The sequence below is a fragment of the Thermoanaerobacterium sp. CMT5567-10 genome (assembly GCF_030534315.2).
Classification (GTDB): Bacteria; Bacillota; Thermoanaerobacteria; order Thermoanaerobacterales; family Thermoanaerobacteraceae; genus Thermoanaerobacterium.
This window is the reverse complement of record NZ_CP130558.2, coordinates 1398905-1413907: the sequence shown is the minus strand read 5'-3', so window position 1 is coordinate 1413907 and position 15003 is coordinate 1398905. Positions and strand designations below refer to the sequence as shown.

At 37.1% G+C, this 15003-nt stretch carries 11 protein-coding genes; 8 read left to right on the top strand and 3 right to left on the bottom strand.

The features are described 5' to 3' along the window. Positions 1–149: 149 nt before the first annotated feature. Genes argC through argH form a run of 8 tightly spaced genes read left to right on the top strand, consistent with a single transcriptional unit; the run spans position 150 to position 11363 of the window. On the top strand, positions 150–1184 hold the full coding sequence (gene argC, locus Q2T46_RS07350; RefSeq protein WP_303263564.1) for an N-acetyl-gamma-glutamyl-phosphate reductase: 1035 nt from the start codon (positions 150–152) through the stop codon (positions 1182–1184). A gap of 24 nt (positions 1185–1208) precedes the next feature. Next, the gene (gene argJ, locus Q2T46_RS07345; RefSeq protein ID WP_303263565.1) at positions 1209–2429 is read left to right on the top strand and encodes a bifunctional ornithine acetyltransferase/N-acetylglutamate synthase; all 1221 of its coding nucleotides are present in this window, start codon (positions 1209–1211) and stop codon (positions 2427–2429) included. Continuing rightward, on the top strand, positions 2426–3325 hold the full coding sequence (gene argB / locus Q2T46_RS07340; RefSeq protein ID WP_303263566.1) for an acetylglutamate kinase: 900 nt from the start codon (positions 2426–2428) through the stop codon (positions 3323–3325). Before argJ ends, argB begins: the two co-directional genes overlap by 4 nt. Continuing rightward, the gene (locus tag Q2T46_RS07335; protein WP_303263567.1) at positions 3312–4496 is read left to right on the top strand and encodes an acetylornithine transaminase; all 1185 of its coding nucleotides are present in this window, start codon (positions 3312–3314) and stop codon (positions 4494–4496) included. Before argB ends, Q2T46_RS07335 begins: the two co-directional genes overlap by 14 nt. A gap of 1 nt (position 4497) precedes the next feature. Beyond that, positions 4498–5568 carry a glutamine-hydrolyzing carbamoyl-phosphate synthase small subunit gene (gene carA / locus Q2T46_RS07330; protein WP_399388442.1) on the top strand — a complete coding sequence of 357 codons (1071 nt, stop codon included), beginning with the start codon at positions 4498–4500 and terminating at the stop codon, positions 5566–5568. Continuing rightward, positions 5555–8776, top strand: coding sequence for a carbamoyl-phosphate synthase (glutamine-hydrolyzing) large subunit (carB, locus tag Q2T46_RS07325; protein ID WP_303263569.1), 3222 nt, complete (start codon positions 5555–5557; stop codon positions 8774–8776). The genes carA and carB overlap by 14 nt, the downstream gene beginning before the upstream one ends. A gap of 33 nt (positions 8777–8809) precedes the next feature. Then, positions 8810–10048 carry an argininosuccinate synthase gene (locus Q2T46_RS07320; RefSeq protein WP_303263570.1) on the top strand — a complete coding sequence of 413 codons (1239 nt, stop codon included), beginning with the start codon at positions 8810–8812 and terminating at the stop codon, positions 10046–10048. Next, positions 10029–11363 (top strand): argininosuccinate lyase, encoded by a 1335-nt coding sequence (argH, locus tag Q2T46_RS07315; RefSeq protein WP_303263571.1) that lies wholly within the window; start codon positions 10029–10031, stop codon positions 11361–11363. The genes Q2T46_RS07320 and argH overlap by 20 nt, the downstream gene beginning before the upstream one ends. A 45-nt stretch (positions 11364–11408) precedes the next feature. Here argH and Q2T46_RS07310 read toward each other — a convergent pair whose 3' ends face one another. The 3 genes from Q2T46_RS07310 to Q2T46_RS07300 form a co-directional block, all read right to left on the bottom strand. Further along, positions 11409–11723, bottom strand: a complete 315-nt coding sequence (locus tag Q2T46_RS07310; protein ID WP_311062382.1) for a helix-turn-helix transcriptional regulator — start codon at positions 11721–11723, stop codon at positions 11409–11411. Between the two features lie 6 nt (positions 11724–11729). Then, entirely contained in the window at positions 11730–14195 is a 2466-nt protein-coding gene (locus Q2T46_RS07305; protein WP_303263573.1) for a CoA-disulfide reductase, read from the bottom strand. 160 nt (positions 14196–14355) lie between these two features. Beyond that, entirely contained in the window at positions 14356–14985 is a 630-nt protein-coding gene (locus Q2T46_RS07300; protein WP_303263574.1) for a VTT domain-containing protein, read from the bottom strand. Positions 14986–15003 lie beyond the last annotated feature (18 nt).

Here is a 15003-nt window from a genome sequence, read left to right as displayed (position 1 = left end):
AAAATTTCAGAAGGTGATATAATAATAAAAACGACGAATAAATATAAAAATCAAATACTATTTATACATAATTTCACATTATTTTTTTAATGTTTAATGCATAAATATAAATCAAAATTAATATATATAAATGTTAGAGGTGGAACTCAATGGTGAGGGTTGGCATATTAGGAGCTACAGGCTATACAGGTGTAGAACTCATTCGAATCTTATCAAATCACGAAGATGTCCAGATAAAGTACTTATCATCTCAAAACTTCAATGGCAAAAAAATTGAAGATGTGTATCCTTCTTTAAAAGGATTTTGTAAAGTAGAGCTTCAGGAACTTAATATTGATGACATTGTTGAAAATTGCGATGTGGTATTTACAGCACTTCCATCTGGATATGCAATGAATATAGCTGAAAAATTATGCAAAAGTGGAGTGAAACTTATTGACCTTGGTGCGGATTTTAGATTTGATGATTTTAAGATTTACAAAAAGTGGTATGGGGCAGATAGCGATGATTACGACAGTGTAAGTAGAGTTTATGGGCTTCCAGAGATTCACAGACATGAGATTAAAAATGCGATGGTTGTGGGAAATCCGGGATGTTATCCTACATCTGTCATTCTGGGATTGGCACCTGCTTTAAAAGGCGGAATAATAGAAAGTCATATAATAATTGATTCTAAATCTGGCGTATCTGGTGCAGGTCATAGTCCAAAGCAAGGCAATATGTACGCAGAGTGTAATGAAAGCATAAAACCTTACAATGTAGCAAAACACAGGCACATACCTGAAATAGAGCAAGAGCTTTCAAATTTGAATTGCCAAGATACAAATGTCGTTTTTACACCACATTTGACGCCAATGACAAGAGGAATTTTAAGTACCATGTACTGTAAATTGAAAAAAGATATTTCAATAGAAAGTATTCACGAAATATACAGTGAGTTTTATAAAGATGAATACTTTGTGAAAATATTGGATATTGGTGAATACCCATCTACAAAAAGCGTATATGGATCAAACTTTTGTCACATAGGACTTGAGTGTGATAAACATTCTAATACATTGATAATAATGTCTGTCATTGATAATTTGGTAAAAGGTGCATCTGGGCAGGCTGTTCAAAACATGAATATAATGTTTGGCATCGATGAGAATAAAGGGTTAAAAATGGTGCCAGTTTTCCCATAAAGATAAGCTGAGGAGGATTTGATAATGGAGGATTTTGAGGTAATTGAAGGAAATGTCACATCTCCTAAAGGCTTTTTAGCATCAGGTGTATTTGCAGGCATAAAAAAAGCGAAAAAAGATTTTGCCATAATATACTCTGAGAAAAAGGCGAATGCTGCAGCAGCATTTACAACTAATAAGGTGAAAGCGGCGCCAGTAATTTTAGACATGGAGAAAATAAAAAATGGTGAAGCGCAAGCAATAGTCGCAAATAGTGGCAATGCTAATGCCTGTACGGGGAAAAAAGGATATGAAGATGCCTCATCTATGGCTTTTATGGCAGCAGAGAAGCTTAACATAGATAAAGACGATGTGCTTGTCTGCTCAACAGGTGTTATTGGTGTGACGCTTCCTATGGATAAAATTGTTAAAGGAATAGAGTTGGCTGTTCAAAGTCTATCAAGAGATGGTGGAAAAGAAGCTGCAGAAGCGATTCTTACCACAGATACGTTTGCCAAAGAAGTGGCTGTAAAGTTCAATATAAAAGGTGTTGAAGTTAAGATAGGTGGAATTGCTAAAGGTTCTGGCATGATTTCTCCCAATATGGCTACTATGCTGTCTTTTATCACTACGGATGCTGATGTATCGAAAAGTGCTTTAAATAAAGCATTGAAAGACACTGTAAAGAGATCTTACAACATGATATCTGTCGATGGAGATATGAGCACAAATGATACTGTCATAATAATGGCGAATGGTATGGCAGGCAATCCTACAATAGAGGAAAATACACATGAGTACGAGGTTTTTTACAACGCGCTTTTATATGTAAACAAGTATTTGGCAAAGCAAATAGCCAAAGATGGCGAAGGTGCTACTAAGTTCATGGAAGTAAGTGTAGTCAATGCCCCTACGGAAGATGATGCAATTCTAGCTGCCAAGTCTGTTGTCAACTCAAATTTGGTTAAGACAGCTATATTTGGTGAAGATGCCAACTGGGGAAGGATCATTGCGGCTGTAGGATACTCAGGAGCCGATTTTTCGCCAGCTACCGTTGATATATATTTGAAAAGCAATAAAGGACACATAAAAGTTTGTGAATATGGAGGTTATGTTCCATTTAGTGAAGACAAAGCGAAAGAGATTTTAAGCGAAAAAGAAATTTCGATTATTATAGATCTAAATGCCGGAAAATATGATGCTTTAGCGTGGGGCTGCGATTTAAGCTACGATTATGTGAAGATAAACGGGAGCTACAGGACATGATAAAGAGGCAAAAATACGGCGATGAAATCGCTAAAGCTGAAATATTGATAGAAGCCCTACCCTATATTAAAAAGTTTTCCGGTGCTACTGTCGTGATAAAGTATGGCGGCAATGCCATGATAGATTGTAATATAAAGAAAATGGTCATGCAAGATATAGTTTTGTTAAAGTACGTGGGATTAAATCCAGTTATCGTACATGGCGGTGGTCCTGACATAAACAAAATGCTTGAAAGCCTAAATATAGAATCTAAATTTGTAAATGGTCTACGCGTTACGGATGAGAAGACGATGGAAGTAGTTGAGATGGTCCTTACAGGCAAGATAAATAAAGAGATAGTTTCCATGTTAAACGAAATAGGTGGTAAAGCGATAGGAATAAGTGGAAAGGATGGCAAACTTCTTGTGGCTGAAAAAGATACAACAAATGGAGATATAGGCTATGTGGGAAAGATTGAAGAAGTCAATATTGATGTAATAAAGATGATGCTTGATAAAGGATATATACCTGTTATTGCTCCATGTGCTGTAGGGAAAGATGGAAAGACTTACAATGTAAATGCTGATACAGCAGCAGGAAAAATAGCAGAAGCTTTGAAAGCAGAAAAATTTATATTGCTGACAGATGTGGAAGGTATATTGTCAGATGTAAATGATAAAAACAGCGTGATTTCAAGAATTGATGTGAATGCGGCATCAGAACTTATGACGACGGGAAAGATTACGGGTGGCATGATACCTAAACTGAAGTGCTGTATACAAGCAATAGAAAATGGAGTTAAGAGAGCGCACATAATCGATGGAAGATTGACGCATTCGCTTCTCTTAGAGATATTTACTGACGAAGGGATTGGCACCATGATTGGAAAGGAGTGTTTTGACGATGACAATCTCTGATGATAAAAAATATGTGATGAATACTTATGGACGTTATCCTATTACATTATCAAAAGGCAATGGAACAAAAGTTTGGGACACAGATGGAAATATGTACCTTGATTTTGTAGCAGGCATTGCTGTAAACGCATTTGGGCACTGTTATCCACCAATAGTAGATGCCATCAAAAGTCAAGCGGAGACTTTGATACACTGTTCAAATCTTTACTGGAATGAAAATCAGATTGAACTGGCCAAAATCATTGCGGAAAACTCGTTTGGCGATAAGGTGTTTTTCGCCAACAGCGGTGCAGAAGCTAATGAAGGTGCCATAAAGCTTGCAAGAAAATACGCATCGATTAAATACGGTGATAAAAGGTATAAGATTATCAGCGCAAAAAATTCATTTCACGGAAGGACATTTGGTGCTCTTACAGCAACAGGACAGGTGAAATATCACAAAGGCTTTGGACCATTGCTGGAAGGATTTAAGTACGTAAACTACAACGACATTGACGATATTTACAACGCTTTAGATGATGATGTATGCGCAATCATGATAGAGATTATACAAGGGGAAGGCGGCATACATGAGGGAAGTCTTGAGTATTTAAAAAAGGTTAGGGAAATATGTGATGAAAATGACATTCTCTTGATTGTAGATGAAGTACAGACAGGCATTGGACGTACTGGAAAACTCTTTGCATATCAGCACATTGGCATAGAACCGGATATTATGACGTTGGCAAAGGCATTAGGTGGTGGCGTGCCAATAGGTGCAATTGTGGCAAAGGAAAATGTGGCAGTATTTAAACCAGGTGATCATGCATCAACATTTGGAGGTAACCCGCTTGCATGTGCTGCCGGAATTGCAGTCATGAAAGAGGTTATAAAAGAAGGATTTCTTGATGATGTAGTAAAAAAAGGAGAATATTTTAAAGAAAAGCTTAATGCATTAAAAGATAGATACAAAGTCATAAAAGATGTAAGAGGAAAAGGCTTGATGATTGGATGTGAAGTGGATTTGGATGATGCAGGCGAGATAGTGTTAAATGCATTGAAGAAGGGACTTCTTATAAATTGTGTAAACCACAATGTTTTAAGGTTTGTACCTCCACTTATCGTTACTAAAGACGAACTTGATACTGCTATGATAATTCTTGATGATGTATTACATGAAATGGGGTTTTAAGATGAAAGGGTACTTGAAGCTGGAAGATGGTAGCGTTTTTGAAGGCAATATTATAAGCAAGAATTTTCAAGGCTTTGGTGAAGTTGTTTTTAATACGGGAATGACTGGATATCAGGAAATCATCACAGATCCATCTTATGCGGGGCAGATTGTCGTCATGACATATCCGCTTATTGGAAATTACGGAATCAACAAGTACGATTTTCAATCAGAAAAACCGCATATTAGAGGATATATCGTAAGGGAGTACTGCGATAGTCCCAGCAATTTCCTTTCAGACACTTCATTGCTTGATTACCTTGATAAAAATGGGATACCGGTTTTGACTGGTGTTGATACGAGAGAATTGACTAAAAAATTGAGATCAAATGGTACCATGAGAGGCATCATAACTGATGATGCCAATGCAACAGTGCCTGATATCAAAGTAGATTTACTTAAAGAAGTGTCGACTAAAAAGACGTATCACATACAAGGGGAAGGGCCAAAATTGGCATTTATAGATCTTGGCACCAAAAAGAATATCTTAAACATGTTAAAAAATGTAGGATTTGATATATACGTATTTCCTTACGATGTTTGCGTAGAAGATGTAATGGCGGTTGAACCTGAAGCTATATTCTTTTCAAATGGCCCAGGGGATCCGAAAGATGCAACTAACGCCATAAAGCTTGCGAAGTTTTTCATAGGCAAGATACCAGTTTTAGGCATCTGCTTAGGGCATCAGATTATTGCACTTGCTATGGGGTGCAACACGATAAAGATGAAATTTGGCCACAGAGGTTCAAACCAGCCTGTGAAAGACTTGATGATAGGGAAGTCATTTGTAACATCGCAAAACCACGGATATGCAGTAGAAGAAAGCTCCGTAAACAGAAACGAAATAATAGTCACACATATAAATTTAAATGACAATACAATTGAAGGAATAAGGCATAAATATTTGCCAGTATTTTCTGTTCAATATCATCCGGAGGCGTGTCCTGGTCCACATGATTCAATGTACATTTTTGATAAGTTCATGGATATAACTTGTGTTTATAGAAGGAGGTCTTATCTTGCCGAAATATGAAGGAGTGAATAAAGTGCTTGTTATAGGCTCAGGGCCTATCGTAATAGGTCAAGCTGCAGAGTTTGACTATTCCGGAACACAAGCATGTAAATCACTAAAAGAAGAAGGATTAAAAGTTATCTTGGTGAATAACAATCCTGCTACGATAATGACAGATACAGAAATCGCCGATGTGGTGTATATAGAAAATCCAGAAGTTGACGTATTGGAGGCTATCATAGAGAAAGAAAGGCCAGACGGGATTTTAGGGACAATCGGCGGTCAGACAGGGCTTAATGTAGTTGTAAAACTTAAAGAAAGTGGAATAATCGATAAGTACAATTTAAAAGTTTTAGGAACTTCCATCGAATCAATAAAAACTGCAGAAGACAGGGAATTGTTTAAGAAGAAGATGGAAGAGATAGGAGAACCTATAGCAGAAAGCACGACGGTTAATAACGTCGATGATGCGGTTAAATTTGCTGAAAAATGCGGATATCCACTGATAGTCAGACCTGCCTTTACATTAGGTGGAACTGGTGGTGGCATAGCAAACAATGTAGATGAACTGAAAGTTATAGTTGATTTAGGTTTAAAGAAAAGTATGGCACATGAAGTATTGATAGAAAAATCCCTCTACGGTTATAAAGAAATAGAATACGAGGTGATGAGGGACAGCAACGACAACTGCATAACCATATGCAATATGGAAAACTTTGATCCTGTTGGTGTCCACACAGGTGACAGTATCGTCGTGGCACCGTCACAGACATTGACAGATTACGAGTACCAGATGCTGAGGACTGCCAGTTTGAAAATCATAAAGGCATTGAAAATTGAAGGTGGCTGTAATGTTCAGTTTGCACTGGACCCTAATAGCCATCAGTACTACGTGATAGAAGTGAATCCAAGGGTTAGCCGTTCAAGTGCACTGGCGTCAAAAGCTACAGGTTATCCTATAGCGAAGATAGCTGCTAAAATAGCTGTTGGATTTACACTTGATGAGATTAAAAATCCTGTTACAGGAAAGACTACAGCTTTGTTTGAGCCGTCACTTGACTACGTTGTTACAAAGATTCCAAGATGGCCTTTTGATAAATTTTATGAGACAGACAGGAAAATTGGCACTCAGATGAAGGCCACAGGCGAGACGATGTCTATAGACAGATGCTTTGAGGCATCATTGTTAAAAGCCGTAAGGTCTTTGGAGATAAAAGCTTATGGTCTTACAAATGAAAGCATAAAAAAATTAAGCGATGAAGAAATTATAGATAACATTAAAAAGCCAAATGACATGAGGCTATTTTATATAGCTGAAGCGCTGCGACGCGGTGTCACTGTAAATTATATAAATGAAATATCAAAGATAGATAAGTGGTTTATAAATAAGCTCTTGAACTTAGTAAAGATGGAAAAAGAGATATTTATAAACGACTTGACCCACGATCTATTGAAAAGAGCAAAGCGAATGGGCTTTTCAGATAAGGAAATTGCCAGTATCAAAGGGATAGATGAGGAAGATGTTAGGGAATTAAGGAAAAACTACGGAATAGTGCCAGCATATAAGATGGTGGACACATGTGCAGCAGAATTTGAATCAGTTACACAGTATATTTATTCAACTTATGGCGAATATGATGAAGTTCCAATACACCATGATATAAAGAAAGTCATAGTTTTAGGCTCAGGTCCTATAAGAATCGGACAGGGTGTTGAATTTGATTACTGCTCTGTTAAAGCTCTCTGGGCACTAAGAAGTAAAGGAGTCAAATCAATTATAATAAATAATAATCCCGAAACAGTCAGCACGGATTTTGATACTGGCGACAGATTGTACTTTGAACCACTGACACTGGAGGATGTATTAAACATTGTTGAAAAAGAGAAGCCTCTTGGCGTCATGGTGATGTTTGGAGGGCAAACAGCTATAAATCTTGCGCAGGGATTATCTGATAACGGCGTGAATATATTAGGTACATCTTTTGAAAACATCGATGATAGTGAAGACAGAGAAAAGTTTTCTAAGCTCCTTGAAAGATTAAATATAAATCAGCCAAAAGGCGGCTATGCACTATCAGTTGGTGATGCAAAAGATGTGGCATTGACACTGGGATTTCCACTTCTTGTAAGGCCATCATACGTTATTGGCGGTCAGTCGATGGAAAAAGTAAATACCCTTCAGGAAATAATAGATTATGTTTCAAATGCCATGAAAGTATCTCCAGGAAAGCCTGTCTTAATTGACAAATACATTGAGGGAAGGGAAGTAGAGGTTGACGCGATTTCCGATGGTACTGATATATTGATTCCAGGAATAATGGAGCATATAGAAAGAGCGGGAGTTCATTCAGGTGATAGTTTCTCAATGTATCCTGCGAGAAACTTATCTGATCATGAAATATCTACAATTGTAGAATACACCAAGAAAATATCATGCGCTCTAAATGTAAAAGGGCTTATCAATATCCAATTTGTTGTTAAAGATGGTGTTGTCTACGTTCTAGAAGTAAATCCGAGGGCCTCCAGGACTGTTCCTGTTATAAGCAAGGCTACAGGAGTTCCTATGATAGATATAGCCGTAAAAATTGCTTTAGGAGATACATTGAAAAGCTTAGGCTACGAAGATGTTTTATGGCCTAAGACGACACACACAATCGTAAAAGCACCTGTATTTTCTACAGAAAAACTTACTAATGTTGAAGTTATGCTGGGACCAGAGATGAAGTCGACAGGGGAAATAATGGGCATAGACTTAAGCTATGAAGGTGCTCTTTACAAGGCGATGGCAGGAGCGAATTTAAATATACCGGCCAATGGTCGAATACTAATATCTATATCGCACAAAAATGTGGCCGAATCAATGACTATGGTAAAGAAGTATTACGATGCCGGCTATGAGATATTTGGCACATCAGGTACTGCAAGGCATTTCAATTCTATGGGCATTAATGTGAAACATGTCAATATAAAGGATGCTATAAGACTATTAAAAGAAGGATATTTTTCACTTGTAATTAATATACCGACTCATGGCAAAAAGGTAGACAACGATGGATTCATCTTAAGGCGCACAGCCTGCGAATACAGGGTTCCACTGTTTACATCACTTGATACGGCAAAGGCAGCACTTCAAGCGGTACAGAAAGTGAAGCTAAACGGTCTTAATTATCTTTCGCTTAATGAATATCACGAGTTACAGTCTAAAAATTTAAAAAAATCAGTCTTATAAAATACTAATTATTTATGAAGGGGAGATTATATTATGTTAAAAGGAGAAAAAGTAGTACTGGCGTATTCAGGCGGTCTTGATACGTCTGTCATTATACCATGGCTTAAAGAAAACTACGAATGTGAGATAATAGCGGCTTGCATAGATGTTGGTCAGGGAAATGAACTTAATAGCATAAAAGAGAAAGCACTATTAAGCGGTGCCAGCAAGATATATGTCGAAGATGTAAAAGATGAATTTGTCAAAGATTACATTTTTCCAACACTAAAGGCTGGTGCTGTATATGAAGGCAAATACCTTTTAGGCACATCATTTGCAAGGCCTCTTATTGCCAAAAAACTTGTAGAGATAGCACATAAGGAAGGTGCAAAGGCTATCGCACACGGTGCTACAGGAAAAGGCAACGATCAAGTGAGATTTGAAGTGTCCATACGAGCGCTGGACCCATCAATAGAGATAATAGCTCCGTGGAGAATATGGGACTTTAAATCCAGGGAGCAAGAAATAGACTATGCGAAAAAGAAAGGTATTCCTGTGCCTGTTACAAAAGAAAAGATATACAGCGTTGACAACAATTTATGGCACATAAGCCACGAAGGCGGAGATTTGGAGGATCCGTGGAATGAACCTAAAGGCAGCCTATATGACATTATAGTACCACCAGAAAAAGCACCAGATGAGCCGGAGTACGTTGTCTTAGAGTTTGAGAAGGGCCTACCTGTAAAAGTAAATGGAAAATCTTACAGCAGTCCAGCAAAGATGATAGAAGAGCTTAATTTGATTGCCGGAAGAAATGGAATAGGGATAGCTGATATTGTAGAAAATAGACTTGTAGGTATGAAATCCCGTGGTGTTTACGAAACACCTGCAGGAACAGTTCTTTACGCAGCCCACAAAGAATTGGAGTATCTTGTGCTGGATAAGGAAACTATGAGGTTTAAAGATATAGTAGCTCAGAAATATGCTGATCTTGTTTACAATGGATTGTGGTTTTCGACGCTTAGAGAGTCCTTAGATGCGTTTGTAGATGCGACACAGCAAAATGTTACTGGAACTGTTAGATTGAAACTTTATAAAGGCAGTATAATAAATGCGGGTTCAAAGTCACCTTATTCACTGTACAACGAGGAATTTGTAACATTTGGTGAAGATGAAGTATACAATCAGAAAGATGCAGAAGGATTTATAAACTTGTTTGGTTTGCCGCTTAAGATAAAAGCGCTTATGGAGATGAATAGAAAGGAAGGTTTCAATGAAGCTGTGGGGAGGTAGGTTTAAAGGTAGCGTTGACAAACTTATGGAGGAGTTTAATTCCTCCATTTCTTTTGATATAAGGCTTTTTAGATACGATGTTGAAGGATCAATCGCACATGCTAAGGGTTTAAACAAAGCCGGTGTCTTAAGCGATGATGAAACAAATCTCATTGTAGACGGCTTAAATGAAATACTAAAAGAAACTGATACAAATCATATACCAGATGATGAGGATGTACACACATACGTTGAAAGGCTTTTGACGGAGAAAATTGGAGATGCCGGGCGGAAGCTTCATACAGGGAGAAGCCGCAATGATCAAGTTGCAACGGATGTGAGGCTTTATTTAAGAGATGCTATTAAAGAGATAGAAAGTGATATAAGGCTTCTAATTAATACGCTTCAAAGTATAGCAGATGAATACAAAAATACAATTATGCCTGGATATACCCATTTACAAAGGGCTCAGCCTGTTACTTTCGGACATCACATGATGGCATATGTGGAGATGTTTAAAAGGGATTTATCAAGGCTTAATGATATGGTAAAAAGGGTAAATATAATGCCATTAGGTTCAGGTGCATTAGCGGGCACATCATACAATATAGACAGAAGGTACGTAGCAAAACTTCTTGGCTTTGATGACATAACACAAAACAGCCTCGACGCAGTTAGCGATAGGGATTTTGTGATAGAATTTTTAAGCTTCTCTTCAATCGTAATGATGCACCTAAGCCGCTTCTGTGAGGAAATCATACTGTGGTCCAGCAAAGAATTTGATTTTATAGAGCTTGATGATAGGTACTCAACGGGAAGCAGCATGATGCCGCAAAAGAAAAACCCTGATGCTGCAGAACTGATTCGAGGAAAGACGGGAAGGGTGTATGGAAATTTAATGACTTTGCTTACAGTTATGAAAGGACTTCCTCTTGCTTATAACAAAGATATGCAGGAAGATAAGGAAGCACTTTTTGACACTGTAGATACGTTAAAGATATGTATAGAAGTATTTACAGGCATGATTAAGACAATGCACGTAAAAAAAAGCAACATGGAAACAGCGGCTAAATACGGCTATATGAATGCTACAGATTTTGCTGACTATCTCGTATCAAAGGGGATTCCATTTAGAAAAGCACATGAGATAACAGGGAAAGTCGTATTGTACGCCATAGATAAAAATTGCGCAATTGAAGACTTATCAATTAAAGATTTAAAGTCGTTTTGCGATTCTATAGATGTAGATGTCTATAAAGCAATTGATTTGAAAAACAGTATAAAAAATAAAAAAACTATAGGCTCTCCAACTCTGGATGAAAAAGAATCTAGATAAAAAAGACGTATAGCAAAAGAGATAGGAAATATCCTATCTCTTTTACTAATCATTCAATAAAAGCTTGACTACATCGATAATGTTATTGTCTACAACTCGATAGCAGATTTCTAGTCCGCTTCGCCTGCCTTCTATTATACCGGCAGATTTCAATTTTGAAATGTGTTGTGATACTGTTGACTGAGGTAGATTTAAACATTCCTGTATCGTTGTAACATTGCACTCTCCATCTATAAGGCCTTTTACAATGCACAGTCTGTAAGGATGTGCGATTGCTTTTAATTTGTCTGCTATTTTTTCGTATTTCTTAAAATTTTTTTCAACATCTATCTTATGGTTTTCCAGTGAAGATCCCTCCATCATTGATTAGATGAAAAGCGTCGTGTCTGACTGCTCTGCTGCGCCTATAAATGATGCCACACCGCCTAACTCAACACCATCTATAAGTTCTTCTTTAGTTATACCCATTATATCAGATGACATGTTGCATGCAACAATCCTTACACCATTTTTAAGTGCCTGTTGTATTAAATCTTCCAGTGAAGATACGTTTTTCTTGTTCATAATATATCTTATCATTTTAGGTCCTATGCCGAACATGTTCATCTTTGAAAGTTTTAGCTTTTTAGAACCTCTTGGCATCATCATGCCAAACATTTTGCTAAAGAAGTCCTTTTTAATTGATACTTTTTCTGGCTTTCTCAGTATATTTAATCCCCAGAAGGTGAAAAACAGTGTAACTTTTCTACCCATAGCGGCAGCACCATTTGCTATTATAAATGCAGCGATGGCTTTATCAAGATCTCCGCTGAATACGATGATTGCTTTGTCGTTTTTTCCCGAATTCTGACTTACCTCAACCTTCTTATCATTGGTATCCTTTCTTATCTTAGCAACAATTGTCCTTCCCTCATGATATAAGTTCAGAAGCGTATTTCCTGTTCTCTGACACCAAGTTTTTATGTCATTTTCAAAACCCGGGTCTGAAGCTTTGATTTTTAATATATCTCCGTCTTTTAGATTTTTTATTGCGTTAAATGTCTGCATTATGGGACCTGGACATTGAAGACCACATGCGTCAATTTCTAATGTAGCATTGCTGTCATCTAGTTTTTTTTTATCAGATGATATGCACATACCGCACTCTGTTTGTTCATCATCGTATCTTATGGTAATATCACTGGAATCTGACGTTGCAGTTTCATATATCTTGTACCCGCCGCTTAAGTTTTTAACAGATTTAAAACCATTTTGCATAAGTATTCTGCATGCTATATATCCTCTTAAACCTACCTGACAATAAACATATATATTTTTATCTTTAGGTATTTTATCGAGGTTTTCTCTAAGCTCATCAACGGGTATATTTATAGAACCTTTGATGTTTCCAAGCTGGTACTCCATATCTGTCCTTACGTCAAGTATAATGGATTTTGACACATCTATGTTTTCAATTTCGTCCCAGTGGAATACGCTTATATCACCTCTTAATATATTGGAAGCTGCGAAACCTGCCATATTTACAGGGTCTTTTGCCGATGAATACGGAGGTGCGTAGGATAATTCAAGCTCTTCCAGATCATATACCGTCATATTTGCCCGAATTGCTGTAGCTATTACGTCAATTCTCTTATCAACACCGTCAAATCCAACTATTTGAGCGCCTAAGATTTTTCCATCATCTTTTTTAAATATTAGCTTTATAGTCATTGGCAGTGCATCAGGGTAGTAGCTGGCGTGTGAATTTGGGTGTATTATGACTTTTTCGTAATCTATCCCAGCTCTTTTTAAGATTGTTTCATTGTTTCCAGTTGTTGCGACAGTCAAGTCGAAAATTTTTGCGACAGAAGTACCTTGTGTGCCATCATATTTGCTTTTTCTTCCACAAATATTGTCTGCTGCTATACGGCCTTGTTTGTTTGCAGGTCCGGCTAATGGTATCAAAGTATTGCTTCCGTTTATATAGTCTTTTACCTCTATAGCATCACCTACGGCGTATATATCAGGATTCGATGTCTGCATGTATTCATTGACTTTTATACCGCCTCTTTCGCCTATTTCAAGGCCTGCATCTTTTGCAAGCCTGATATCCGGTCTTACACCGATGCCTAAGACAACCATATCAGTATCTATTGTTTTTCCACTGTTTAATACTACAGTTGTTGAATTGTCTTTGTGCTGAAATTCTTTGACACCGTCTTTCAATATTAGGTTTATGCCTTTGTCCCTCAGGTGCTGGTGGACAATAGAAGCCATTTCATAATCAAGAGGTGCCATAACGTGGTCAGCAAGTTCGACGACCGTTACATCAAGACCTACCTCTTTAAGATTTTCTGCAACTTCTAGCCCAATAAAACCGCCGCCAACTACGACAGCCTTTTTAGGATTGTTGTAATCAACGTAGTCTTTTATTCTAAAGGTGTCTGGAATATTTCTCAGTGTAAAGATGTTTTTGCTATCTATACCAGGCATTGGAGGTTTTATTGGTTCTGCACCTGGTGATAAAATCAACTTATCATAGCTTTCTGTGTAAGTTCTGTCATTTTTTATATCATGAACGACTACAATTTTTTCATCAGGATTTATCTTTGTGACTTCTGATGATGTCCTTATATCGATGTTGAATCGCTTTGACATACCTTCAGGTGTTTGAACGACTAATTTTTCACGTTCTTTTATGACTTCACCTATATAATACGGCAAACCGCAGTTAGCATAAGATATATATTCTCCCTTTTCAAAGAGTATAATTTCAGCGTCTTCATTAAGTCTTCTCAACCTTGCTGCAGCAGAAGCGCCGCCAGCAACGCCTCCAACAATTACAACTTTCATAAATCTTCCTCCTATTAACATATTATTATATCTTAATATTACAATATACCAATTTAATTGTCAATAATTTAACCAAAAATATTTTTTAAATAAAGAATTGTGATAAAGGTTTGTCAATTAAATGCATAAAAAAGCGAGATAGACTTGCGCAATCTCGCTTTTACTTTCTTCTTAAGAAAGTTATAACAGCAGGTATTAAAGATATTACAATTATAGCAATTGTTACAAAACCAAAATGAGTTTTTACAACCTCAAGATTTCCAAAGTAGTATCCGCCAAATGAGAACAATGCGGCCCAAATTATGCCGCCTAATGCATTGTACGTCAAGAAGTGAAGGTAGTTCATTTCACCTATACCTGCAACGAATGGCACAAATGTCCTTATTATCGGTATGAATCTACCAAGAACTATTGTCATGTTGCCGTACTTCTCGTAAAAGTTTCTAGCTTCCAAAAGATGCTCTTTTTTTATTAGTTTTAAGTTTTCTGCCTCATATATCTTTTCTCCGATAAATTTTCCGATATGATAATTTACAGTGTCACCTAAAATTGCAGCCGCTGACACAATTATAAACAATGTAAATACATTTAAAGAGCCTATTGCTGCAAATGCACCTGCAGCAAATATAAGAGAATCACCAGGCAAAAATGGCGTTACAACAAGCCCTGTTTCAAAGAAAATTATTAAAAATATAATCAAATATGTTGCCGTGCCATACATCTGTATGATGGTACCTAAATATTTGTCAAGATGAAGTACAATATCGATTCCGACTTTTATTAACGACATCAAAATCCCCATTCCTTT

Bases quoted from the DNA above. Each gene is read 5' to 3' on its own strand.
- argC (WP_303263564.1), top strand. From the start codon at position 150: ATGGTGAGGGTTGGCATATTAGGAGCTACAGGCTATACAGGTGTAGAA.
- argJ (WP_303263565.1), top strand. From the start codon at position 1,209: ATGGAGGATTTTGAGGTAATTGAAGGAAATGTCACATCTCCTAAAGGC.
- argB (WP_303263566.1), top strand. From the start codon at position 2,426: ATGATAAAGAGGCAAAAATACGGCGATGAAATCGCTAAAGCTGAAATA.
- Q2T46_RS07335 (WP_303263567.1), top strand. From the start codon at position 3,312: ATGACAATCTCTGATGATAAAAAATATGTGATGAATACTTATGGACGT.
- carA (WP_399388442.1), top strand. From the start codon at position 4,498: ATGAAAGGGTACTTGAAGCTGGAAGATGGTAGCGTTTTTGAAGGCAAT.
- Q2T46_RS07320 (WP_303263570.1), top strand. From the start codon at position 8,810: ATGTTAAAAGGAGAAAAAGTAGTACTGGCGTATTCAGGCGGTCTTGAT.
- argH (WP_303263571.1), top strand. From the start codon at position 10,029: ATGAAGCTGTGGGGAGGTAGGTTTAAAGGTAGCGTTGACAAACTTATG.
- Q2T46_RS07310 (WP_311062382.1), bottom strand. From the start codon at position 11,723: ATGGAGGGATCTTCACTGGAAAACCATAAGATAGATGTTGAAAAAAAT.
- Q2T46_RS07305 (WP_303263573.1), bottom strand. From the start codon at position 14,195: ATGAAAGTTGTAATTGTTGGAGGCGTTGCTGGCGGCGCTTCTGCTGCA.
- Q2T46_RS07300 (WP_303263574.1), bottom strand. From the start codon at position 14,985: ATGTCGTTAATAAAAGTCGGAATCGATATTGTACTTCATCTTGACAAA.